The organism is Microcoleus sp. AR_TQ3_B6 (assembly GCF_036702785.1).
Classification (GTDB): domain Bacteria; phylum Cyanobacteriota; class Cyanobacteriia; order Cyanobacteriales; family Microcoleaceae; genus Microcoleus.
The window spans coordinates 1-21,979 of the sequence record NZ_JAUBVJ010000113.1 but is presented as its reverse complement, the minus strand read 5'-3'; the positions used below and the strand labels follow the sequence as shown (position 1 = coordinate 21,979).

The following is a 21,979-nucleotide window of genomic DNA, read 5'->3' as shown; positions in this document are numbered from 1 at the left end:
CATCTATAACTGGATGGGATTACATTTTGTCAGCCCTAGCTACTGTTGCATGATTTTTGAAAATTGGTATAAATATTGCTGTAGGGGCGGGTTTTACCAACCCTAATTGCCTAAAATCAATAATCTCATAAACCCGCCCCGATTCACAGATTGTGGGGGCGGGCTTGTATAGATAGTGAGTTGCAGTCAAATATTGTTTGTGAAACCCGCCACTACAACAATTGGGATTTTAACATTTAGTCTATTTCTTCTCCCGAGGCGAGATCCTCTAAATTTTCCCAATCCAATACCATAATTTTACCGCCTAGACTGTAGGATATAAATGGCTTGAGTTTCTTAAATAACCGCACGCATTCTTCGTCGGTAATTCCAAGGCTGCGAGCAATTTGATAGTAGGGAAAACGTTTTTCTAAACATACACTATTATCCGCAATCTTCGTACCTTGCTCGACGGCAAAGTAATGAATAAATCGGACCAGCCGCACGATCGCCCTTTCCGACACCAAACCGTGCACAGTCTCGTGCAGTTGCTGCAACCGCTGGTTGAAAACCGCTAATATTCGCAAAGCAATCTCAGGATTTTCCCGAATAGCTGCTAGCAAAAATTCCCGTTCTGTGGTAAGAACTTGCACCTCAGTTTCTGCGGTCACAGTTGCGGGGGCAATGCCGTTGCCTAGCAAAGCAGGTGCGGCAAAAATATCTCCCTGAAATAAAGTGCCCAGAATTGTTTCTTTGCCCGCCGCCGCTGTTTTTGCAACCCGCAGAGAACCGCTCAATCATGGTGTATAATTTTTCGGGGATGCGATCGCCCTCATACATCACAACTTCTCCCTGTCGGTAAGTGCGAATTCCGGTGTGTTCTTGCAATCGCTCTAATTCAGTTTGGTTTAAGCTGGCAAATATTCCAATTTTAGCCAGTTGCTCAACAGTTGCTTTCATACATTTAACTCTACCCGATAGGAGTATATTGAGAGTATAATAACGGTGAATTCTGAATATATTGAGACAAGCAGAGCCATCTACGAAAATGCAGAACCAGAATATCAGCGATATTATTTTGATGAGATAGCTGGGGGATTTGTGCTAATTCACCCACAACACAATCTTAATAATTCGGAAATCTTTCTTGCTGAAGTTTTGGCTACAATGGGAAAGAGAGTTAGAATGTTGAGCGAGAAAGCGGCAGAGAGTGTGAGAACACCAGACGCTGAGATAGACAGTCAGAGAAAGCGAATTTAAGGAGTTAACAAAACAGACTCAAAACATCAGATATCGAGTTCAAGAAGGAATCAGCAGGGCAAAAAGTCAAGGTGCGACTGTCGCGATTATTCATGTCACTCGAGAGACTTACGAGTTTTGAAAGATAAACGACGGCATCAGAAAAGCTTTTTATAGGGACGAAATGCAACTGATGGAAACCATTATATTAGTATTCAACAGCGAAGAAGTTCAAAAAATAACTAGGGAGGCACGGGAAAATGGAAGACGTTTTTAAGGAGTTTGAAGAAGTTATAAAAAGCGGATTAAAAAGTAATATGTCGCGAGATGCCAAATTGATGACAATTGGGCAAATTTTATATGCTGTTACCCGCGACGATCTAACCATAGAAGAAGGTAAGCAGCTTGAAGAGATGATGGGTGGAAGGATACACTGGGAAGAGGCACTGGAGTACAGCATTTTTGGCTATCCACTAGATACAGCCACTCCATATTTCGATAAACCTCTGGTTATTGCCGGCAAAACTTTTCATTCTCGCTTGATGACGGGGACGGGAAAATATCGCAGCATCGCAGAAATGCAGCAAAGTGTCAACGCTAGCAGGTGCGAAATTGTTACCGTGGCTGTGCGACGAGTGCAAACAAATGCTCCCGGTCATGAAGGATTGGCAGAGGCTCTCGATTGGACTAAAATCTGGATGCTGCCAAATACTGCCGGTTGTCAAACTGCGGATGAGGCGATTAGAGTAGCTCGTTTGGGGCGGGAAATGGCGAAACTTTTAGGGCAAGAAGACAATAATTTTGTCAAATTAGAAGTGATTCCCGATGCTAAATATTTGCTGCCAGATCCGATCGGCACTTTGGAAGCTGCAGAACAATTAGTCAAAGAAGGTTTTGCCGTTTTGCCCTACATCAATGCCGATCCGTTGCTGGCAAAACGCCTAGAAGAAGTCGGTTGTGTGACTGTCATGCCTTTAGGTTCGCCCATCGGTTCAGGACAAGGGATCAACAATGCCGCCAACATTCAAATAATTATTGACACGGTGAAAGTTCCTGTGGTAGTCGATGCGGGTATCGGAACTCCCAGCGAAGCGGCCCGAGCAATGGAAATGGGAGCCGATGCACTGTTGATTAATTCGGCGATCGCCAATGCCCAAAATTCCCCGGCAATGGCAAAAGCAATGGGAATGGCAGCAGAAGCGGGGCGGATGGCGTACTTAGCAGGCAGAATGCCGATCAAAGATTACGCGATCGCCTCTTCTCCGCAAACAGGCACTGTCACATCCAAATAAATTCCTGAATTTTCCTGGGCGCTTTTTTGGTAGAGTTGTAAACATCAAAAATATTAAGGATTGTGACTGATGCCTTACATCAAAGATGACGATGGACGCCTGAACAACTTTGCTAAAGAGCCGAAGGTGTATGAAGCCGTACCTCCCAACAAAAATCAGCAACGCAACTACATCATCATGGGTATTGCAGCAGCCATGTTAGTCGCCGGTTTGGTGTACGTGGCTGCCTCCGTCTGAAAACTGGCCTGAGACTCAAAGCTGCTTCAAATCGCAATTTTAAATAATCCTTCGAGAAACCATGTTTTCCTTTCCCAAGGAAACATGGTTTTTGTGTTTCAATACTATTCAGGTAGTTGCGACAGTCCTGAAGGGTGCCGAGCGAGCCCGAAAGCTAAATAAGACAAGCAGAAATTGGTGTTTTTCCTCCCTGCTGTTGGGTTCAGGGATTTGGGTTGCAATTAATCAGACTGGTTCGTCACCAACATAAAATTGCCAATTGAAAATCTACAATCATGAAGGTCTTCACCAGTGCGATTCACTGCCTTCGGGGCGCAAGTTGCCAGTTATGAGCGATCGAGATTTCAACTTTCAACTCTACAATCCAAAATCTAAAATCCAAAATCTAAAATCCAAAATCTAAAATCTAAAATCTAAAATCGGCTGACCCTGATGTCTATTCCTTCCCCAAAAGTTTCTAGCTCGAACAAGCTGATATACCAACGCTTGAAACAGGCGATCGACCTCAATCTACGCCGTCAAATTTTTATCGCCGCCTGCGACGACTTGTGCTTGCGGGACTGTCTGGCAGCCCGCCTGCAGACAGAATTAGCCACCGAGAGCGCTTCCTCCGATCCTCGCTCCCCGATCTACTACCCCCGATTTGTCAGTTTGGAACTCGACTTGAGCGATCCAAATCCTTGGGGCTCGATCGCCGCGTGGCTGATCCAACATCCACCGCCACAAAACAGGGGCAGCTACAGCCGTTTGCCGGGATTCCAAATTATCGGGGCAGAACACCTGACCAGGCACTCAGCAGCCGTGCAGTGGTCGTTCCTGAGCTATTTGAGGGACATCGAAGCAAACCTGCAAATGTGCGAGTCTACTCTGTTGCTGTGGGTGTCGCGCCCTTGGCTGAGTTCGATCGAGCACTCGGCCCCGGAATTTTGGCACTGGCGAACCGGAGTATTTGAGTTTGAAGGCGAACCAACTCCAGCTTATAGAGACTTCGGGCACTCCAAAGACTTGAGAAACTTGCCCGACAACGGAGACTCGGGCGACAAACTTGTAATATCTTTTCTGTCTGAACAATCCCGAACTCCCGAGGAACAATCCGCAATTGGCGAGGAACAATCCGCAATTCCTGAGGAAAAATCGGCAATTGGCGAGGAAAAATCGGCAATTGGCGAGGAAAAATCGGCAATTGGCGAGGAACAATCCCCAGCGCCAGATTCTAAATCCGTCGAACTGGCAGATTTGGTGCTATCGGCGGCCTCTTTTGAGTTGGAAGCAGAAAATAATTCCGCATCCGAGGAGAATTTTCTGCCGCTGCAAACCCTGCAATACATCGAACTGCTGCAAGAACATCAGTGCTGTTGCGAAGCATTGGCTTTGGCTTATCAAAGTTTGGGGAATTACTACCGCGATCGCATTCTGGACGGAGACGCTTCAGAACAAAACCTGACAATTGCCATTCGCGCGATCGAACAAGTGATTGCGTACCTCGAACTTGACGCCAACTCACAGCAAAATCAACCACCAACCGACGAATGCGCCCGGCTGATTGCCCAATTGACACAAAATTTAACTCAGTACGCCCAGGAGTCCAACAGCCTACCGCCAATTTCTGATTTGCTCAACGATCTCGGCACTTTCTACTGGATGCTGTCGCGCGATCGCACGCAGCATAACGCCTCAGATCCGCTATCGTGTCTTGAACGCAGCATCGCCCTCTACAAAGAAGGTTTGAGGCGAACAGATGCCGAGAGCGCACCCCAAACCCGCGTTAGATTAAACAAAAATTTGGGAATCGCCTCGGCAGATTTAGCCCGCTATCGAGATAAGACAGAGAACTTGCAGCAAGCAGTTGCAGCTTACCAACAAGCGCTGCTGGATCTAGACCCCGCCGCAGAACCCCAGCAGTACGCTGCAGCTCAGAATAATTTGGCGACAGCATACTGGAATTTAGCCCAAGAAGGTGAGCCGAAAGTCTACCTCAAAAGCGCGATCGCAGCTTACACCCAAGCCCTCTCCTGCTACAGTCCCAAACGAGAACCCCTCAACTATGCCGGAGTGCAAAACAACCTCGGTACCGCCTACTGGAACCTCGCCCAGCACGAGCCCTCAGAAGCCCTGCTAGTCACGGCGATTGAGGCCTACCGGGAAGCATTAAAATACCGCACCCGAGAATTAGTACCCGCCGCCGCCGCCGCCACCTACAATAATCTCGGTACCGCTTATTGGCATTTGGCGAACCAGTTCCAGCAGAAACAGGCGCGGACGGAATCATTGCAGCAGGCGATTACCGCCTACGAATCCGCCCTGGATATCGCCGGAGAGCTCGATCGAACCCAACTCACCTTTGACACCTTGGCCGCCCGCAACAATCTCGGACTCGCCCACTATCAACTAGCCACAGAGCCTGATTTCGCCCTCAACAAAGCCGCACAGACAAGCCATCTAGAAGCAGCACTGCACCACCAGTTGCAAGTGTGCGCCGAATGGGGACAGCATCTCAAGGACAAAGGGTTAACATATGGGGATAAACTCCACCTGCAAGCCCCGGCCCACTCCCAAGCTGCTGATTCCCGGCAAACAGCATTGAGCTATATTGTCAAAACGATTAGAGCTTTCTATAGTGAATGTGGGCTGCCAGGCCAAAATTTAGCCTTATCCAAAGTTCCAGGAGATTTATTGCCTGAAATCTTGCGCAGGCTATAAATATGGCTATAAGTATTAAAAGCTCAATTTTTTAGAGATATGTATCCAGTTTTCTATTATTATGGCTGAATATTCTTGCCTAATTATTCAAACAAACTTGTGGTCATGGCCCCTGTAAAAATCCTTGTGGTTGATGACGACCCGGCAATCCGAAATTTAATTCACCGTTTTTTGAGCCAGCAAGGTTATCAAGTTGAGTCTGGCCAGGACGGTCAGACTGGTCTGCAATTATTTGAGCAACTCAATCCTGACTTAGTAGTTCTAGATGTAAATTTACCCGATACTACTGGCTACAAACTATGTCAAGAGATGCAAAGACGCACGGGCGTGTTTGTGTTGATGCTGACCAGCCGAACCGATGAAGCTGACAAAATGAAAGGGTTTGCCGAAGGTGCTGACGACTACATTACTAAACCTTTTAGTCTTGTAGAGATTGGAGCTCGGGTGGCAGCAATTTTGAAACGCAAGCGGATTGTTACTCCCACCCAACAACAAAGTCTTACCTTTGGAGAGCTACTAATAGATCCGGTTCGCCGCGAGGTACTTCTCGGCAGTCAGATAGTTCCTTTGACTGCTTTAGAATTCGACCTGCTGTACTGTTTGGCCAGCAAACCCGGTCGCGTTTGGAGGCGAGCGGAATTGCTGCATGAAGTGTGGGACTACGAGTATGTAGGCTCCGATCGCGTGGTGGATGTCCATATCGGTCAAATTCGCCGCAAAATTGAACCAGATAGCACTCAAATATCGATGATTCAAACCGTCCGGGGAGTGGGTTACAAGTTTGAGCCAACAACCTCGTAGCATTCGCCGGCACGCGGGCCGGAACACAAGGCAGAAGGCTGTATAGGGGTGGGTTTACCAATATCTCTGATTTACATACTCGATTTTTGTAAACCCGCCCTCGCCACCCCATAATTCAGATCGATCGAGAATCTGATTGCTTGTTCTGCAAATACTCGCGCACTTGAGGCGCACGCTCAAAACCCCTGCGCACGCAATCTCCCAAAGCCACGCCCCCAACGTAGTTGCTGCACAAAAACACCCCAGGCAAGGATTTTAAGCCCCCATCAATTTGTTGCAGGCGATCGAAATGCCCCAAATTGTACTGAGGAATTGCCCGCTTCCACACATGCACCGCCAAAACTTTCGGCTCGGCCGCCGAGGGCTTCAGCAAAATCCGAGACAAATCTCGGTGTACCTCCCGCACGATTTGTTCCGAGTCGAGATTGCCAATTTCCGAATCAGTAGCCCCGCCGATGTAATTGCTGAGAGTTTGCCACCCCGCAGGCGCGCGATCGGCAAATAAACTCGATGTCCAAATCGTGCCCAGAGTGCGAATTCCCTGCCCCCTCGGAATTAAATTTCCAAAACCTACTAATTTGCCCTTTAAATCCGACACCGGATATGCCAATACAACGCAGGCAACCGTAGGATAAGAAAAAGCTTGTAAAGCGCTGCTAACCAACGGTTGAAGAGGCTGCAACAAATCCGCTGTAACGTAAGCCGGCGTTGTCAAAACCACGGTGCGCGCCTCAACTTGTTGGGGCCCATCGGGCGTGGAGAATTCAGCAATGTAAGTTTCGCGTTGTGTACGCTGGAGGCGGGTTAGATGCCAGTTGAGTTTCACTCGATCGGCCAATTGAGCAGCGATCGCCTCTGGCAGAGCCTTCAACCCCTGTTTGAACGAGCCTAACTCCCCCGGCCTAGTAGAGGGAACATTCGGGTCTGCAGGCATTTTCTTCGGTCTATTCCTAGCAGAAAGCAGCGCCCCCCCCACCAGCCCGCCACCCACATCAGCCATCTTTGTTACCCGGCCGAAAGCCGCAGCCGCGCTAAGTTGTTGGGGATCGCCAGCATAAACCCCAGAAACAAAAGGTTCCACCAACCGCTGCATCACTTCCTGCCCCAGATGACGGCGGAAAAATTGAGAAACAGTTTCCTCGTCACCCTGCTGCGAAAGTCGATCACCCATTGCCGGCGGGACAAACCCCAAAGCCCCAAACAACGCCCGCAGTTTCCCCGGAAAACTCAGCAACTGAGACTGAATCATCGCCGGTGGAGTCATCGGCACCGGTTGCAGCTTCCCTTGCCAATACACAAAACGAGGCAATTTGCGATCGGCCAAAATCAACTCCTGCTTCAATCCCACATCCACAGCCAACTTCATCAATTCCGGCGTCGGCGAAAAACTGTTCGGGCCCTCCTCCCAGAGAAACCCCCCCGCTGTCCTAGTTGTGATATTCCCGCCCACACGTCCCTGACTCTCAGCGACTAAAATCTTTAGCGGGGATGCACTCGTTGCTTCCGCCTCAAGTGCGTGCGCCAAACTCAAACCGCTAATACCCGCACCCACAATCAAGGTATCTAATAGTTCCATATTACATATTAAAAATATCGCAATCTTTATGTTACATGGCTTTGCACCGCTTGCGTTCTTTGCGAACCGTACTGCAAAACCGCTTTCGGATTACCGAATTGGGAACCGGGAATCGGGAATTGGGAACCGGGAATCGGCAACCGTCAATCGGCAATCGTCAATCGGGAATCGGCAATCGGGAACCGGCAATCGGGAACCGGCAATCGGGAATCGGCAATCGGGAATCGGCAATCGGGAACCGGCAATCGGGAACCGGGAATTGGGAATTGGTAAGCTGTCGGGCATTTCTCAAGCATTTGTCTCCAAGGTTGTCGATGAACCTCGAACCGTCTCCCCCTCGGACTTCTGCCCATCTCCCTTTTGTAACCGCTGCGTCTGGTTTAAAACAAGAGTATCTGCTCTAATTAAGCTATATTCGCCAAAATACTATTTCTTTAAATTTTTGTATTATAGGTAACTGTGCCGAAAATTGCATCCGGAAACTCAGCAGTAAAGTGTGCAAAAAGATTTGAGTGGGTTAAACTAACTTTAGGAAAATTTTAGAGCTTAAGTTGCAAGTCAGCACCCCGCTCGCTCAGAGATGGGGCTTCATGCCCTAATCAAAAGAGATAGTTGACCAGCTATCGTCTTAACTGATTATGTTATCAAAAATATGGGTGTAAGCCCAAGCTGCTGTGCGATCGCGGGTGAAATGTTTAAAAGGGTAATTGCCAGCAGAGAAAGTAGATCACAAAAGTACCCAGCGATCGAGTAGCTCCCGTGTAGCAATAATCAATATTCAAGGCGGTTAAAACTGCCGGATGCGTATGTCCTCGCCCGTTCTAAAGACACGAGGTTTCCACACTACTAAGCTTTTCTCATGAAAAAATACCCATGCAGGAAGTTATCAACTCGTTTCAGTCTTTTTTTTCTAACTCTGTTGATGCTTTCCTAGAGTGCGATCGACAGCAAAAGTACCTATCAATCAATCCTATTGCTGCTGCTTGGATGGGGTTGGAGCCTGCTGAAATAGTCAACAAAACTAATCAGGAATTATTGAAATTATATCCCAATAATGCTGATCTCAAAAATATAATCTCGCAGATTGATTCCTGCCTGCAACAAGTATTTATAACCGGGGAAACAAAGCTGGCAATTCATGAGGTGACGGCGACAAACGGCGGGATTAAAATTTACGAAACAGCTTACACGCCAGCGGTGGATGCCTCTAGCAACCAGATGCGGGTTTTGGGCGTCGGTAGAGATATCACCAGGCACTACCGCTGGCAGCAGCAGAAAACTCAACAGTTGCGCCGATCGAATGATTTACTGTGGTTGAATGCAGCTAACAGTCCCCTGGCAATGATAGGTTGGGATGAAGACTTTCGGATCGTTGAGTGGTCGAAACGCGCCGAGGAAATCTTTGGCTGGACATCCGATGATATGATGGGCAAGCAGTTCGGCGATTTGGCTTGGGTTTGCGAGGAAGATAGAGAGGCTGTAAGGGCGATCGAGCTGGAACTGGCCACCGGCAACGGCAATACTTCAATTAACCAAAATCAAACTAAAAGCGGACAGATAATTTGGTGCCGCTGGTTCAACTCGATTATTCGCAGCGGTGACACTTTTACCGTGCTTTCTTTGGTGGAAGATATCACCGATCGCAAACGGTTGGAAGCAGAAAAAGCCCAAGCTTCTCGCCTCACAGCAATGGTAGCCGATGTCGGTATTGCCCTCACCAAACACCCTCAAGATATCCTGCTTCCCTGCTGCGAGGCAATGGTACAGAATCTCGATGTCGCCTCTGCTGAAATTTGGACTTTCAACTCTCAAGAGAATGTTTGCCAATTGGAAGCAGCCTCGGGAATCTACAGCCGCACAGACGAGCGGGCTAGCTTTATTGAAAGTAAGGTTAGGTCGATCGCCAAACAGCAAAAACCTGAATTTGACTGCGGATTTGAACTGAATAATTTTGGATTCCCAGAGGAAGAATCCCCGATAGCAACAGCCGCAGACAGTTCCTCCGCAGCAACGATCGACACCACTCAAAAGCCGGGCAAGTGCCCAATTCCCAAGCAAATTCTCACCTTCGCAGGCTACCCTTTGATAGTCGAAGAACGGGTAGTCGGAGTCATGGTAATTATCAGCCGCCAGCCGCTGACAGCACCCTTTCAGGAAACTTTAGCATCCGTTGCCGATGTCATAGCTTTAGGCATCGAACGCAAGCGTGCAGAAGCTGAATTAAAATCAGCTAAAGGGTTTCTCAATTCCGTAGTAGAAAATCTACCCGTGGGAGTTTTTGCTAAAGATGCTTCTTCGCTGAAATTTGTGCTGTGGAATAAAGCGGGGGAAACGATAGCAGGTGTTACCAGTCAAGAGGCGCTCGGCAAAAATGACTACGATATTTACCCCAAAGAACAAGCTGATGTTTTCACCGCTCAAGACAGGGAAATATTGACCGCCGATCGCAACCAACTTACTGTTAAAGACATAGCCGAAGAGCCGATCCAAACTCGCCACAAAGGTATGAGAATACTGCACACCCGCAAAGTGCCAATTCTCGACGCTGCAGGCCGTCCTCAGTACGTTTTGGGGATTACTGAAGATATTACCGAACGCAGGCAGGTAGACGAAAGCGTGCGCCTCTACGACCAAATTTTCGAGAATATGCAAATTGGTTTGTACGTCTACCATTTAGAAAATATAGACGATGACAGCACCCTCAGGGCGATCGCCTCGAATCCCGCTGCTACTCTATTTACCGGATTAGAAATGGCCGACGTTTTGGGCATGACAATCGACGAGATTTTTCCCCGCCTGCGATCGAAAAACATTCCCCAAGCATTTGCTTCGGTAATTCTCAGTCAGAAAGCAGTAGAACTTGAAGATATTGACTGCGATGAAGGCGGTCGAATAACTCGCGCTTTTTCTATTAAAGCTTTTCCATTACCCAACAACTGCGTCGGTGTTGCTTTTGAAAACATTACTGCTCGCAAGTGTTTGGAACTAGAACTGCAAGTAGCTTTGGAAAAAACCGAACGTTCCGAACAACTGCTGCGCACGGTAATAGACAAAACCAGCGACTGGATTTTGGCAAAAGACAAAAACTTTAGCTATATTTTGGCAAACAAGAGTTTCGCTCAAGCAATCGGTAAAACCGTCGATCAAATAATTGGTAAAAACGATTTAGAATTAGGATTTTCAGAAGAGCTAGTATTTGGCAATTTCGCCAAAAATATCCGAGGCTTCCGTGCAGACGACACTGCTGTACTGGCAGGCGAAATCATCCACAATCCCTGCGAGCCGGCAACTTTTGCTGACGGCTCAGTACATATTTTTGATACCCAAAAAGTTCCTCTGCGCGACGCTGAAGGTAATGTATTTGCAGTGCTAGCTTTCTCTCACGATATTACAGAACGACATGAAGCGGAAACAGCTTTGCGTAGAAGTGAATCAAGATTTCGGTCTTTGGTAGCTAATATTCCCGGAGTAGTTTATCGCTGGAAGTGCGATTTTTCGACAATTTTTATTAGCGATGCCGTTGAGGTACTAACAGGCTACCCTGCTGCGGATTTTATTTCGCTTTTGGACAACGAATGCCGGACTTTTGCTAGCATTATTTACCCGGAAGATTTGACAAAAGTAGAAGCAACTATTCGGCAAGGAATAGAAAACAAACAGTCTTATAGCTTGGAATACCGCTTGCTAGCAGCAGACGGCACGGTTAAATGGGTGTGGGATAAAGGTTCTCCTGTGTTCGACGCAGATGGGAACGTTTGGTGTTTGGACGGGGTGATTTTTGATATTAGCGATCGCTACTGCGCCGAAGAAGCATTGCGCCAAAAAACTTCCGAGTTGGAAGCTGTTTTTCAGGCCTTGCCCGATTTGTATTTCCGAATCAATGCAGACGGCACAATTTTGGATTACTTGTCAGGAAATTCATCGGATTTGTACCTGAGTCCAGAGTATTTGGTGGGCAAACGAATGACCGATATATTGCCGAAGGCCGCCGCCTGCAAATTCGTGCTGGCAATGATTGAAGTTTCAGAAAACCGAACTCCAATTAATATCGAGTATTCGCTAACCCTGCCGACAGGAGAAGAAACTTATGAAGCGAGATTGCTGCCTTTTAACTCGAATCAAGCGATCGCTATCGCCCGTAATATTACCCAGCGCAAACAAGCCGAATCTCAATTAAAATATAAAAATCGCCAGCTAGAGCAAACATTAAAACAATTAGGAACGACTCAAGCTCAACTAATTCACGCGGAAAAAATGTCTGGTTTGGGACAGCTAGTCGCGGGAATAGCTCACGAAATTAATAATCCTGTCAGTTTTATCTACGGTAATATCACTTACGCTAGCGAGTATGCCAAAAACTTGCTGGAACTGTGCAGTTTGTACCAAGCATATTACCCGAAACCTGTTGCTGTTATCGCGGAGTTTGCGGAGCAAATAGAGTTCGAGTTTATGAAAGAGGATTTCCAAAATTTGCTGACTTCAATTCAAACCGGAGCCGATCGGATTCGCCAAATAGTTCTGTCTTTGCGCAACTTCTCCCGCCTGGAAGAATCAGATATTAAGCGTGTTGATATCCACGAAGGAATAGACAGTGCTCTGTTAATTTTGCAGCACAGACTTAAAGAAAATGGCAGAAACCGCCAGATTGAAATAGTTAAACAATATGGGAAACTGCCCCTAGTACAGTGCTACGTCGGACAGTTAAATCAAGTGTTTATGAATATTTTAAATAATGCTATTGATGCTTTAGCAGATGTCAGGAAGAGGAAGTTAGAATTGGCGAGTTCTTCGGATGTCCAACAGCAAGATTTTCCGACTTTACCTTTAAGTGACGACCCATTGCCTGGGATTAGCATTCGCACGGAGGTTTTGGACAACACTCGGGTTGTGATAGCAATTTCAGATAACGGGTCGGGAATGGCAGAGTCTGTTAGATCTCGGATATTTGACCCGTTTTTTACTACTAAACCAGTGGGCAAAGGTACTGGTTTAGGACTGTCTATCTCCTATCAGATTGTGGTGGAAAGACACGGGGGCACACTGCGCTGCAAGGACGCGGCCGGAGGGGGAACGGAATTCGCGATCGAGATTCCAATTCGGCAGAGGTAATGGGTAATGGGTAATGGGTAGTTGTAGGATAAAAATGATAACCTAATTAAAGATACTGAACGTCAGGAATATCAACATGGTATACAAAGGCATAAATACTTCTAGCGCAGTTGCCAAACCGATTAAAGATGATTATGATGATGATTCCTACGTTGACTATTTTTATGATGATCCGGGGGCGCTGCCGGGAACTCTCGACTTAGAACCGGATGCGCCGCCTCCGGAGATTGTATTAATTGACTATTGCGACACAGCAGCTACTCGCGCCCACTTGGCAAATCCTCAAGAAGCTGCTGCGTATTTAGATACAGCATCGGTTTCTTGGGTTGATGTGTTGGGATTGGGAAACAAAGAAACTTGGCGGCAAATGGCCGAAGTATTTAATTTGCACGTAATGGCTCAGGAAGATGTAGTTAATGTTCCGCAGCGACCGAAAGTTGTAGATTATGAAGAACACATTTTAATCATTGCTTGGATGGTGATGCTGCATCCAGAATCAGATACTTTTCATAAAGAACAAGTAAGTTTTATTTTGGGCAAGCATTACCTGTTAACTGTTCAGGAAGAACCCGACTATGATTGTTTTAGTCCCGTGCGCGAGCGCATTCGTAAAGGACAAGGAACTATTCGCAAGCACGGAGCAGATTATCTGGCTTATACTCTGTTAGATTCGATCGTAGATGGATTTTTCCCTGTATTAGAAGTTTACGGAGAGCGCATAGAAGAACTAGAGGATGAAGTGGTGGTGAACCCCACCCGCAGAACCCTGGAAAAAATCTATAAAATCCGGCGAGAATTGCTGACGCTGCGCCGCGCAATTTGGCCTCAGCGGGATGCAATTAATGTTTTGATTCGAGATAGCAGTGATTTGATTAGTCCCGAGGTGCGAATTTACCTGCGCGACTGTTACGATCACACGGTGCAGGTGATGGATATGGTGGAAACCTATCGAGAGTTGTCTTCGGGTTTAATGGATGTTTATCTGTCATCGGTTGGCAATAAAATGAATGAAATTATGAAACTGCTGACAGTGATTTCTAGTATCTTTATTCCTCTAACTTTTGTGGCAGGAGTATACGGGATGAATTTCAATACAGAGAAATCTCCTTGGAATATGCCGGAACTGAATTGGTATTTTGGCTATCCGCTTTGTTGGGCGCTGATGGTAGCGATAGCCTCGGCTTTAGTTTACTTTTTCTGGCGGCGCGGCTGGTTTGAAAACTTTTCTACTGTCAAAGATGACTCCGTGAAGTAACCAAATTTAAGATTTGAGATTTGAGATTTTGGATTGAGGATTGAAGAATTCAAAAGCCTGTTAGGTAAAAAGGTTGCCTGCCCCTAGTTGAAGCCGTGTCATAAATCCTTGCATCATAAACCCCAAATTTTTAATCCTCCCGATTCATCCGTGAGAGAATTTAAGCTGAGTTGCATTGAAATTTAATGGTTTGGCGGGCTTTCGGGTACACTGCACAAGAGTTTGAATAAACACAAATGTCAAAATTAAGTGCGCGACAAGTTAAAATCGTAAATCTCAAATCCCAAATTGATTGACGAACGATCGCGTACAATAAATCTGGGGAAAAAGTAGGCGCAGGCGGTTGCGGATTAGCGAAAGCTGGTCTGAGGAAAGTCCGGGCTCCCGAAAAACCAAACTTGCTGGGTAACGCCCAGTGCGAGCGATCGTGAGGATAGTGCCACAGAAAGATACCGCCCCCCGATTTGAGATTTGAGAAAAGAGATTTGAGATAGCATCAAAAATCGAGCATCGAAAATCGCAAAGTGTAAGGGGGTAAGGGTGCAAAGGTGCGGTAAGAGCGCACCAGCAGCATCGAGAGGTGCTGGCTAGGTAAACCCCAGTTGGGAGCAAGGTCGGAGGGACTATGGTTGGTTTTTTACCGGTTCCGTTGTTTGGTACCGCTTGAGGCGTCTGGTAACAGGCGTCCCAGATAGATAACTGCCCTCGAAAGCTGCTTGCAGTTGAGAGAACAGAACCCGGCTTATGTCCGACTTTTTCCCCCCCTCAATTTTGGGTAAGGTGCTTATAGCCAGACCTGTCAAGGTGGAGTCAACCTCTTGGCGTCATCGTAACCGTTGAGCTTTATTCTTGAGATGTTATTTATTGCTAAGAGTCTATAAAATGAAGAAGATTTATCGATCGCCCGAAGCCGACATTTCCAGCGTTGGAGGCACTTCTTCACCACCTTGACAGATCTGACCACAAGCACCATAAGAAATCTTTATTTTTTCAAGGCAAAGCTTTTTATTAATATAGCAACTGCCCTGATGGTGAGGATGTTTTTAATTGTACTTTCCCGATGCGGTCGATTGCTTCTTCCTTCTTCCTTCTTCCTTCTTTTTTCTGCAGTATGAATCTGATTTATCCGGGTCGCCAAAAGCAACTTGAAACATTAATTCAAAAATTGGGACTTCTGAAGGATGCTTCGATAAAATGGCATCTCCTCGATTTAGCTTTGACTCATGCGAGCGCGTCAGCTAAAGCAAATTACGAGCAACTAGAGTTTGTCGGGGATGCAGTTGTGCGGCTGGCGGCGTCGGAATTGTTGTTTGAGATTTATCCCGACTGTACAGTGGGGGAATTTGCTGCTATTCGATCGATCTTGGTGAGCGATCGCACTCTTGCTAAAATCGCTGAAAGTTACGGGTTCGATCGATATTTAATTGTTTCCACCAGCGCCGCCTCGGACAAAACAGGCGCTGAACCCCGGCTGGCCGATGCTTTGGAAGCGGTACTGGCTGCGCTTTATTTGAGCACCCAGACCTTAGAATTAATTCGCCCTTGGCTGGATTCTCACTTTCAACGCCTAGCGGCCCAAATCCGCAGCGATCCAGCCCGCCAAAACTACAAAGCTGCTCTCCAAGAGTTGACTCAAGGCAAATACAAAACTTTGCCCAAGTATAGCGTGCAAGAAACCGGGACAGTGCAGGACCCAGAGGCTCGTTTTACCGCAGAAGTTCTCATTCAGGGAAAGTTGGTAGCAGATGGAAAAGGTCGATCGATCAAAGCGGCCGAACAAGCAGCAGCTCAGGCAGCTTTCAATAAATTAGTTGGTAGTCAGTTGACTGTTGAGAGTTGACTGTTGACTGGTCAGAGTTGACTGTGTTGTTTGACTTCCAGGCTCTACCTGATAACACAGAGAAAGGAGGCTGTGCCTCGAATTTTCCTCCGCAATTGAGGCTCTTCCTCGCTTATATCGCTGTATAGGCTCGACCTCGGAACCAGTTCAATCTAAAATCTAAAATCTCAAATCTCAAATCGATTGACTGTTGACTGGTGCGATCATTTATTGGTTATTTGTTAGCTGCTAAGCTGTTAAGCATCTAAATAGGTTGTTGGGTAATCGTGAATCCCGGGTAGTGCAAGCGTCCTCGGTTGCTAGAATATAAAGTTTAAATGCGTAACAGCTTACCAATAACCAATAACCAACAACTACTGCCAAAAGTCAACAGTGTTTGTGAGTGAAAACATAGATAATAATCACAAAATATGCTATAATTTATGTGCGATTTTTGAAATTATAATCAATGAAAATCGGAATAGCTGTATTGGGTGCGGGCCGCTGGGGAGTTAACCTAATTCGCAACTTTCTCAACCATCCCAACAGTCAAGTTTTAGCGGTCGTAGACCCGAATCGAGATTCATTGGTGGCCGTCCAAAAACAGTTTAATCTCGATGCCTCGGTGATTCTAGCTGCCGATTGGTCTCAAGTGCAAGCATTGCCGGGACTGGAAGCTGTGGCGATCGCCACTCCAGCTTCCACACACTACACCCTCGCAGCAGCAGCCCTGCAACAAGGCTACCATGTCTTAGCAGAAAAACCCCTCGCCCTCAACCTCACTGAAGCAATAGAACTCTGTCAATTAGCAGAAAAACAGCAGCGGCAACTCTTCGTTGACCACACTTATCTATTTCATCCAGCAGTCGATCGAGGCCAAAGAATTATTCAACAGCATCAACTCGGAAAATTGCGCTACGGTTACGCCCAGCGCACCCATTTTGAACCGGTGCGGCACGACGTTGATGCTCTTTGGGACTTGGCAGTTCACGATATCGCTATTTTCAATACTTGGCTGCAACAAACGCCAATTCTAGTAAGGGCAACGGGCACTGTATTTCCGAAGGAAGAAGTCCGATGGAAGTCGTCCGATGTCCGTCTAAACAAGGAAGAAAGAATAAATAAAGAAGCAGCCACAAAAATAGAAAATCAATTTGCTCCTTCACTGCTGACTGTTAATCCTGCAGAAGGACTAGCAGATTTAGTTTTGGTAACGCTCACCTATCCCGACGGATTTCAAGCATTTATTCACCTGTGCTGGCTAAATCCCGACAAACAAAGGCGCTTAACAGTTGTTGGCAGTTTAGGAACCTTGATTTTTGATGAAATGTCGCCAGAAACTCCCCTGATTGTGCAGCGCGGCACTTCAGATTGCGGGGGGGAACAGAATAACTCTTTTCAAAGTGCGATCGCCCCACAGCCCCTGAGCCTCAGACACCGCGAAGTGTTGAATTTAGAATCGGCAGAACCGCTGCAGCGAGTGTGCGATCGCTTCCTCAACTGCGTGCAAACTAATACCCCCTGTCCTACCTCTTCCGGCTGCGCCTCCGTCGAATTAATCCGGATTCTGAGCACTTTGAGCAAATCCCTCGAACTCGGCGGACAGCCCCTCATACCATTTTAGATTTTAGGTTTTAGATTTTAGATTGAGAAAAGCACTCATAAACTTTTGACATTTCCATTTTCCGTTACCAAGTCATGGCTGTCAAAATAAAAACTTGACTGGTGATAGACTGGCAAAGAAATCATCACCGCAGTACCTTGATTCTCACCCGCGCTGTCGAGGGTAACGCTTCCGCTCATAGATTCCATTATCCTTAGGGAGATAGCCAAGCCCAAACCGTTACCGCCTTCAGTGCGAGTTCTAGAACCATCAACCATCACAAAAGGTTGAAACAATTTCTGCTGCTGCTCTGGAGCGATACCCTTTCCCGTATCTTTAATTGTCACCACCACCCAATCCCTTTGACCGCCCTGGCCAGTCGTACTTTCCGCACTGCCGTTTAAACTAGCAGATTTCTTCCTCGATTCTAGCCGCACAGATATACTAATGCTGCCAGACTTTGTAAACTTAACCGCATTGCTCAAAACGTGTACAAACACCTGTTTTAGCTTCTCCGGATCGGCACGAACAATAATCTTATCGTCTGGTTTAAGCCAACTTAACTTCAAACCTTTTTCCTCGATTTTAAGTGTTTGCGAATCAATCGCTTCTTGAAGTACCTGGGTAATATCAACTACTTTGAAGTCTATGGCGAAAATGCCGGCTTCTATTTTAGCAATATCCAAAATATCATCAATAATATTTAGCAATTTCTTTGACGAGTCGTGAGCCTGCTGTAAATATTCCATTTCTTCATCTCGGCTATCGCAGAAGTCGTCCCGCACCAGTTGAATTAAACCAATAATCCCGTTGAGCGGCGTTCTCAATTCGTGAGAAATATTGCCCAAAAATTCATCTTTTAACCGATTGGCAACTTGCGCTTCCTCGGTTGCGACTTGCGCTTCCTTGGTTTTGACTTCCGCTTCCTTGGTTTTGATTTCCAATGCTTTTGCCCTGGATCTGAGGCCCTCCACCATGCTGTTTAGTGCTTCTGATAGCTGATTGAATTCCCTAATTTTGAAATTTTGCGGCACGGCCGGCGGCGCTTCTGTATCTACATTCAGCGCGTAGTCTCTCAGTTTTTCCAAAGGACGCGCCAAGTCGCGAGACAGATATAAAGTCGCGATGATACTAGCAGCAACCAAACCGACAATTAAATTAAATAAAACTTGCTGAATTTCTTCCAAACCTGACAGAGCGTAATCTAAACGAGAAACAGCTAAAATAATCCACTTGCTGTTCTCTTGTTTAGTTAAAGGACTCGGGATAGCAGCGTACCCTGCTAGCAACTCTACACCATTTCTTTCAAAGGAAAATAGGTGGAGAAAAGCTTGTCCGCCGGCGATCGCCCTTCTGACAATACTTTTTAGTCGATCGGCATCTGCCTCGGCGTCGATATTCCGGCCCACGCGGTTGATATTCGGGTGCGCCAAAATCGTCCCATCTTGGTCGATCGCCACCGTATAGCCGGCTAGAGACCCCTTAGGAGCGCTGGTTTGCACAGGCAGGGCTGACTGCAAACTCAAAGCATAACTCAACTGCAGGCTGTTGCCCTGACGAATGTAAACAGGAGCGCTCAACACCAAACTCGCTTGCCTTTCGCTGCCTTCTTTACCCGCACCTGGAAAATCCTCAGCAGCCAAAGCCACGTTTTGGTCGTTTGCTTTCCCCTGTCGCTGGTGAGGCAACGACAGACTGATGTAAACGCTCTTGTCATCCAGCAGCGTTTGCTGCTGCTGTACTGGCGGCCAAAATTTTGCGGGCAGCGACTGAATCGGCTGCTGCCCGCAAGTGCTTGCTATCACTTGATTTGTCTGTAAATTAGTCAATTGCAAGCAATCAACCTGCGCTGGCAACCGCTGCCCTAATTGCGCAATAAACTTTTGATAATCCTTCGGATCTACAGACTGCAACATCGAGCTTTCCGAAGCCCCGATCAGATTCGACTTCAGCGATTTCGCCCACTGTTCAATAGTTTCTGCTTTTCTGACTGCACTTTCTGTCAAGTTTTGACGAGCAGTTTCCAGAAGCGTCGAGCGTGCCTTGCGATAGGTGACATACTCCCCCACCAGTAGAACAGGTACGCTGAGCAATAAAATCCGCGACAGTAAAATACGGCGAAAGGAGGATTGACCTAAATTAACCATAAGAAATATCTAAATTAAGGTGCAACACCCAACAGCGACTATTAAAGTGAAATAAACCAGACCGAAAGCGTGAATCTGTCTAGGGTGCTCTGCTGACGGGACAACACAGCTTCACAACAAGATTTAAACACAATTATAGAAGCCACTGTAGTAATCTCGATTCTAAGTGTGTGGGCTTAAAGATGCTAAGCAATTGGTGCCGGCCAAGGCCTGTGATTTCGGTCACACTTCCAGCCTCTATTCTGGGAGCGACTGGCACCCGATCGCCCAGGAGCCAATTTTTCAGGCTGCAAAAAAGCCTCGGGTGGACATACCACAGTTGTTTGAAGCTAGAATCGCATAGATGCACTCGGCCGAAGTTAAGAGGCAAAAAGTTTGGTCTCCCGCTAGTGTACGGAGAGAATTCTTGCTCTATCGGACTTTTTCTTTCCGAATGCCTTCTTGAGATAGACCAGAGATGGCGGATGGAATGGGCGATTCGAGATTTTGCACCCTGTGAAAGATTTCTTTTGACCATCCGATTGATTCGGTGACCACACTACTTCACCTGTCAAACACAAAGAATGAGATGATCGAGCAGCAAATCGACTCTGACCACCCTAAGGTGGCGAACATTGGCCCAAACAGTGCACCCACGCTCCGTAATTTGGCGGTCTCGGCAATAATCTCCATAGCTTAATCGATGAAAAAAAACTTTAGCAATAATTATACGTATTATTACACAAACAACCGTCCCAGATATCATCACGCTTATTTGGTATCTCCCCTTTTAGAAATGCTGGCGACACTTCAGGAGGCCAGCCAGACAAAACTCAGAGTTTTGGATCTCGGCTGTGGCAATGGCAGCCTCAGTCACGTCATCGCCGATCACGGCTGCGAAGTTGTCGGCGTTGACACTTCTGCACCCGGAATTGCCATCTCCCGTCAAAGTTTCCCCGAGTGTCAGTTTATCCAAGCAGATATTTACGACCTCCCCGGTACCGAGCTGCTGCACTCATTTGATGTTGTCTTAGCCATTGAAGTAATCGAACACTTGCTTTATCCTAAAGAACTAGCAAAAACAGCAAAAAAATGCCTCAAGCCGGGAGGAAAACTAATTATTTCCACACCCTATCACGGGTATTTAAAAAACCTGGCGTTAGCTGTTTTTGGCAAACTAGATCAACATTTTACCGTACTTTGGGATAACGGTCACATTAAATTTTTTTCAGTAGACACGCTGACCAAGTTATTAACATCTGAAGGATACACCGACATAAGATTTAAATTTGCTGGTCGGTGTCCCTATCTTTGGAAATCAATGTTATGCTGTAGTACGTTCTCCCCAGAAGCGGAAAAATTATGAGTTTTGAGGTTGTAGTTTTCAACCCATTCATTTTTCTGAATAGACAACCCGCCCTCAGAAAAAGTAAAAGATAAGTTTCATGGTAAAAAAAGTAAAATGACTGTTGGGGTTTGGATATTAGGCGATCGAGTTTGGCAGAACCAAGCTGCTGTCAACCGCACAGATGATAAATCTTCCCTACCCCTAATTTTAATTGAATCTTGCCAGCACGTTCAACAGCCTCGCTACCACCGACAAAAATTAGTATTAATTTGGTCTGCCGTACACTTCGCTGAAGAATTGCGCGGCGGGGGCTGCCAAGTCACTTACACAACATCGGGGGACTTTGAAGCACCTCTCAAAGCTTGGATACAAGCTTACAATATCACCGAAGTGCGGGTGATGGCTCCGAACCATCGACCTTTTTACACCTCGTTCAAAACTTGCAATGCCCCTGCGAAACAACCCTAATTCCCAACAATCAATTCCTCTGGACAGAAACAGAATTCAAAGATTAGCCGTCAAGTCGCAAACGTTTGTTAATGGACGACTTCTCTCGAGCCAGCCGCCAGGTTTTCCAAGTTTTAATGGATGGCAATAAACCTGTCTGAGACCAGTTTAATTTTGACAAATAAAATCGTCAGCCACCCAAAGGAAAACTGAATACACCGAAACCTCTCTGATTTGAACAGGACACCATAACTCAAGAAGTTATCGCACAAGTTAAATCTCTATCTTTCCGGTTCTTCCGTACTTACCGCTGCTCAAATGTTAAGATAATATCCACAAATCAGGAATAACAAATTATGAAAATGTCACTAACAACTGGAGTTGAGACTAAGACAGACAAAAAAGGTGCATTAGTGTAAATTGAATGCACTCAAGAATGACAGCTCTC

At 46.5% G+C, this 21,979-nt stretch carries 15 protein-coding genes and 1 other RNA gene; 13 read left to right on the top strand and 3 right to left on the bottom strand.

Annotation, left to right across the window (positions count from 1 at the left end):
• Positions 1-236 precede the first annotated feature (236 nt).
• The gene (locus tag QUB56_RS32825) at positions 237-776 is read right to left on the bottom strand and encodes a Crp/Fnr family transcriptional regulator (protein WP_332960541.1); all 540 of its coding nucleotides are present in this window, start codon (positions 774-776) and stop codon (positions 237-239) included.
• A 208-nt stretch (positions 777-984) separates the two neighbouring features.
• Here QUB56_RS32825 and QUB56_RS32820 point away from each other — a divergent pair, with 208 nt between their 5' ends.
• The 5 genes from QUB56_RS32820 (at position 985) to QUB56_RS32800 (ending at position 6,248) form a co-directional block, all read left to right on the top strand.
• Positions 985-1,239: a hypothetical protein gene (locus tag QUB56_RS32820; RefSeq protein ID WP_332960540.1), complete on the top strand. Its 255-nt coding sequence runs from the start codon at positions 985-987 to the stop codon at positions 1,237-1,239.
• Between the two features lie 239 nt (positions 1,240-1,478).
• A complete protein-coding gene (locus tag QUB56_RS32815; protein WP_332960539.1) occupies positions 1,479-2,510 on the top strand; it encodes a thiazole synthase in 1,032 nt (343 codons plus the stop codon).
• Positions 2,511-2,579: 69 nt separating this feature from the next.
• Positions 2,580-2,747 (top strand): photosystem II assembly protein Psb34, encoded by a 168-nt coding sequence (gene psb34 / locus QUB56_RS32810; RefSeq protein WP_106333461.1) that lies wholly within the window; start codon positions 2,580-2,582, stop codon positions 2,745-2,747.
• 432 nt (positions 2,748-3,179) lie between these two features.
• Complete coding sequence (locus QUB56_RS32805; protein WP_332960538.1) at positions 3,180-5,447, top strand: tetratricopeptide repeat protein; 2,268 nt, start codon at positions 3,180-3,182, stop codon at positions 5,445-5,447.
• 105 nt (positions 5,448-5,552) lie between these two features.
• Positions 5,553-6,248 (top strand): response regulator transcription factor, encoded by a 696-nt coding sequence (locus tag QUB56_RS32800; protein WP_332960537.1) that lies wholly within the window; start codon positions 5,553-5,555, stop codon positions 6,246-6,248.
• Positions 6,249-6,363: 115 nt separating this feature from the next.
• Here the strand turns inward: QUB56_RS32800 and hemG are convergent, their stop codons facing one another.
• Positions 6,364-7,824: a protoporphyrinogen oxidase gene (gene hemG, locus QUB56_RS32795; RefSeq protein WP_332960536.1), complete on the bottom strand. Its 1,461-nt coding sequence runs from the start codon at positions 7,822-7,824 to the stop codon at positions 6,364-6,366.
• Positions 7,825-7,859: 35 nt separating this feature from the next.
• On the opposite strand from hemG, the gene QUB56_RS32790 reads away from it, so the two are divergent.
• The 6 genes from QUB56_RS32790 (at position 7,860) to QUB56_RS32765 (ending at position 17,631) form a co-directional block, all read left to right on the top strand.
• The gene (locus QUB56_RS32790) at positions 7,860-8,228 is read left to right on the top strand and encodes a hypothetical protein (RefSeq protein ID WP_332960535.1); all 369 of its coding nucleotides are present in this window, start codon (positions 7,860-7,862) and stop codon (positions 8,226-8,228) included.
• A 469-nt stretch (positions 8,229-8,697) separates the two neighbouring features.
• On the top strand, positions 8,698-12,933 hold the full coding sequence (locus tag QUB56_RS32785; RefSeq protein ID WP_332960534.1) for a PAS domain S-box protein: 4,236 nt from the start codon (positions 8,698-8,700) through the stop codon (positions 12,931-12,933).
• 76 nt (positions 12,934-13,009) lie between these two features.
• Positions 13,010-14,188, top strand: a complete 1,179-nt coding sequence (gene corA / locus QUB56_RS32780) for a magnesium/cobalt transporter CorA (protein WP_332960533.1) — start codon at positions 13,010-13,012, stop codon at positions 14,186-14,188.
• A 326-nt stretch (positions 14,189-14,514) separates the two neighbouring features.
• Positions 14,515-14,948, top strand: an RNA gene (rnpB, locus tag QUB56_RS32775) — RNase P RNA component class A.
• A gap of 351 nt (positions 14,949-15,299) precedes the next feature.
• Positions 15,300-16,028 carry a ribonuclease III gene (rnc, locus tag QUB56_RS32770; RefSeq protein ID WP_332960532.1) on the top strand — a complete coding sequence of 243 codons (729 nt, stop codon included), beginning with the start codon at positions 15,300-15,302 and terminating at the stop codon, positions 16,026-16,028.
• A gap of 448 nt (positions 16,029-16,476) precedes the next feature.
• The gene (locus QUB56_RS32765) at positions 16,477-17,631 is read left to right on the top strand and encodes a Gfo/Idh/MocA family oxidoreductase (RefSeq protein ID WP_332960531.1); all 1,155 of its coding nucleotides are present in this window, start codon (positions 16,477-16,479) and stop codon (positions 17,629-17,631) included.
• Positions 17,632-17,666: 35 nt separating this feature from the next.
• On the opposite strand, the gene QUB56_RS32760 is transcribed toward QUB56_RS32765, so the two are convergent.
• Positions 17,667-19,757 (bottom strand): ATP-binding protein, encoded by a 2,091-nt coding sequence (locus QUB56_RS32760; RefSeq protein ID WP_332960530.1) that lies wholly within the window; start codon positions 19,755-19,757, stop codon positions 17,667-17,669.
• A gap of 682 nt (positions 19,758-20,439) precedes the next feature.
• Between QUB56_RS32760 and QUB56_RS32755 the strand changes: the two genes are divergently transcribed.
• A complete protein-coding gene (locus QUB56_RS32755) occupies positions 20,440-21,102 on the top strand; it encodes a class I SAM-dependent methyltransferase (RefSeq protein ID WP_332960529.1) in 663 nt (220 codons plus the stop codon).
• A 96-nt stretch (positions 21,103-21,198) separates the two neighbouring features.
• Entirely contained in the window at positions 21,199-21,552 is a 354-nt protein-coding gene (locus tag QUB56_RS32750; protein WP_332960528.1) for a cryptochrome/photolyase family protein, read from the top strand.
• Positions 21,553-21,979: the final 427 nt, after the last annotated feature.

Coding starts and splice junctions, on each gene's coding strand:
- QUB56_RS32815 (WP_332960539.1), top strand. CDS start 1,479: ATGGAAGACGTTTTTAAGGAGTTTGAAGAAGTTATAAAAAGCGGATTA.
- psb34 (WP_106333461.1), top strand. CDS start 2,580: ATGCCTTACATCAAAGATGACGATGGACGCCTGAACAACTTTGCTAAA.
- QUB56_RS32805 (WP_332960538.1), top strand. CDS start 3,180: ATGTCTATTCCTTCCCCAAAAGTTTCTAGCTCGAACAAGCTGATATAC.
- QUB56_RS32800 (WP_332960537.1), top strand. CDS start 5,553: ATGGCCCCTGTAAAAATCCTTGTGGTTGATGACGACCCGGCAATCCGA.
- hemG (WP_332960536.1), bottom strand. CDS start 7,824: ATGGAACTATTAGATACCTTGATTGTGGGTGCGGGTATTAGCGGTTTG.
- QUB56_RS32790 (WP_332960535.1), top strand. CDS start 7,860: ATGGCTTTGCACCGCTTGCGTTCTTTGCGAACCGTACTGCAAAACCGC.
- QUB56_RS32785 (WP_332960534.1), top strand. CDS start 8,698: ATGCAGGAAGTTATCAACTCGTTTCAGTCTTTTTTTTCTAACTCTGTT.
- corA (WP_332960533.1), top strand. CDS start 13,010: ATGGTATACAAAGGCATAAATACTTCTAGCGCAGTTGCCAAACCGATT.
- rnc (WP_332960532.1), top strand. CDS start 15,300: ATGAATCTGATTTATCCGGGTCGCCAAAAGCAACTTGAAACATTAATT.
- QUB56_RS32765 (WP_332960531.1), top strand. CDS start 16,477: ATGAAAATCGGAATAGCTGTATTGGGTGCGGGCCGCTGGGGAGTTAAC.
- QUB56_RS32760 (WP_332960530.1), bottom strand. CDS start 19,757: ATGGTTAATTTAGGTCAATCCTCCTTTCGCCGTATTTTACTGTCGCGG.
- QUB56_RS32755 (WP_332960529.1), top strand. CDS start 20,440: ATGAAAAAAAACTTTAGCAATAATTATACGTATTATTACACAAACAAC.
- QUB56_RS32750 (WP_332960528.1), top strand. CDS start 21,199: ATGACTGTTGGGGTTTGGATATTAGGCGATCGAGTTTGGCAGAACCAA.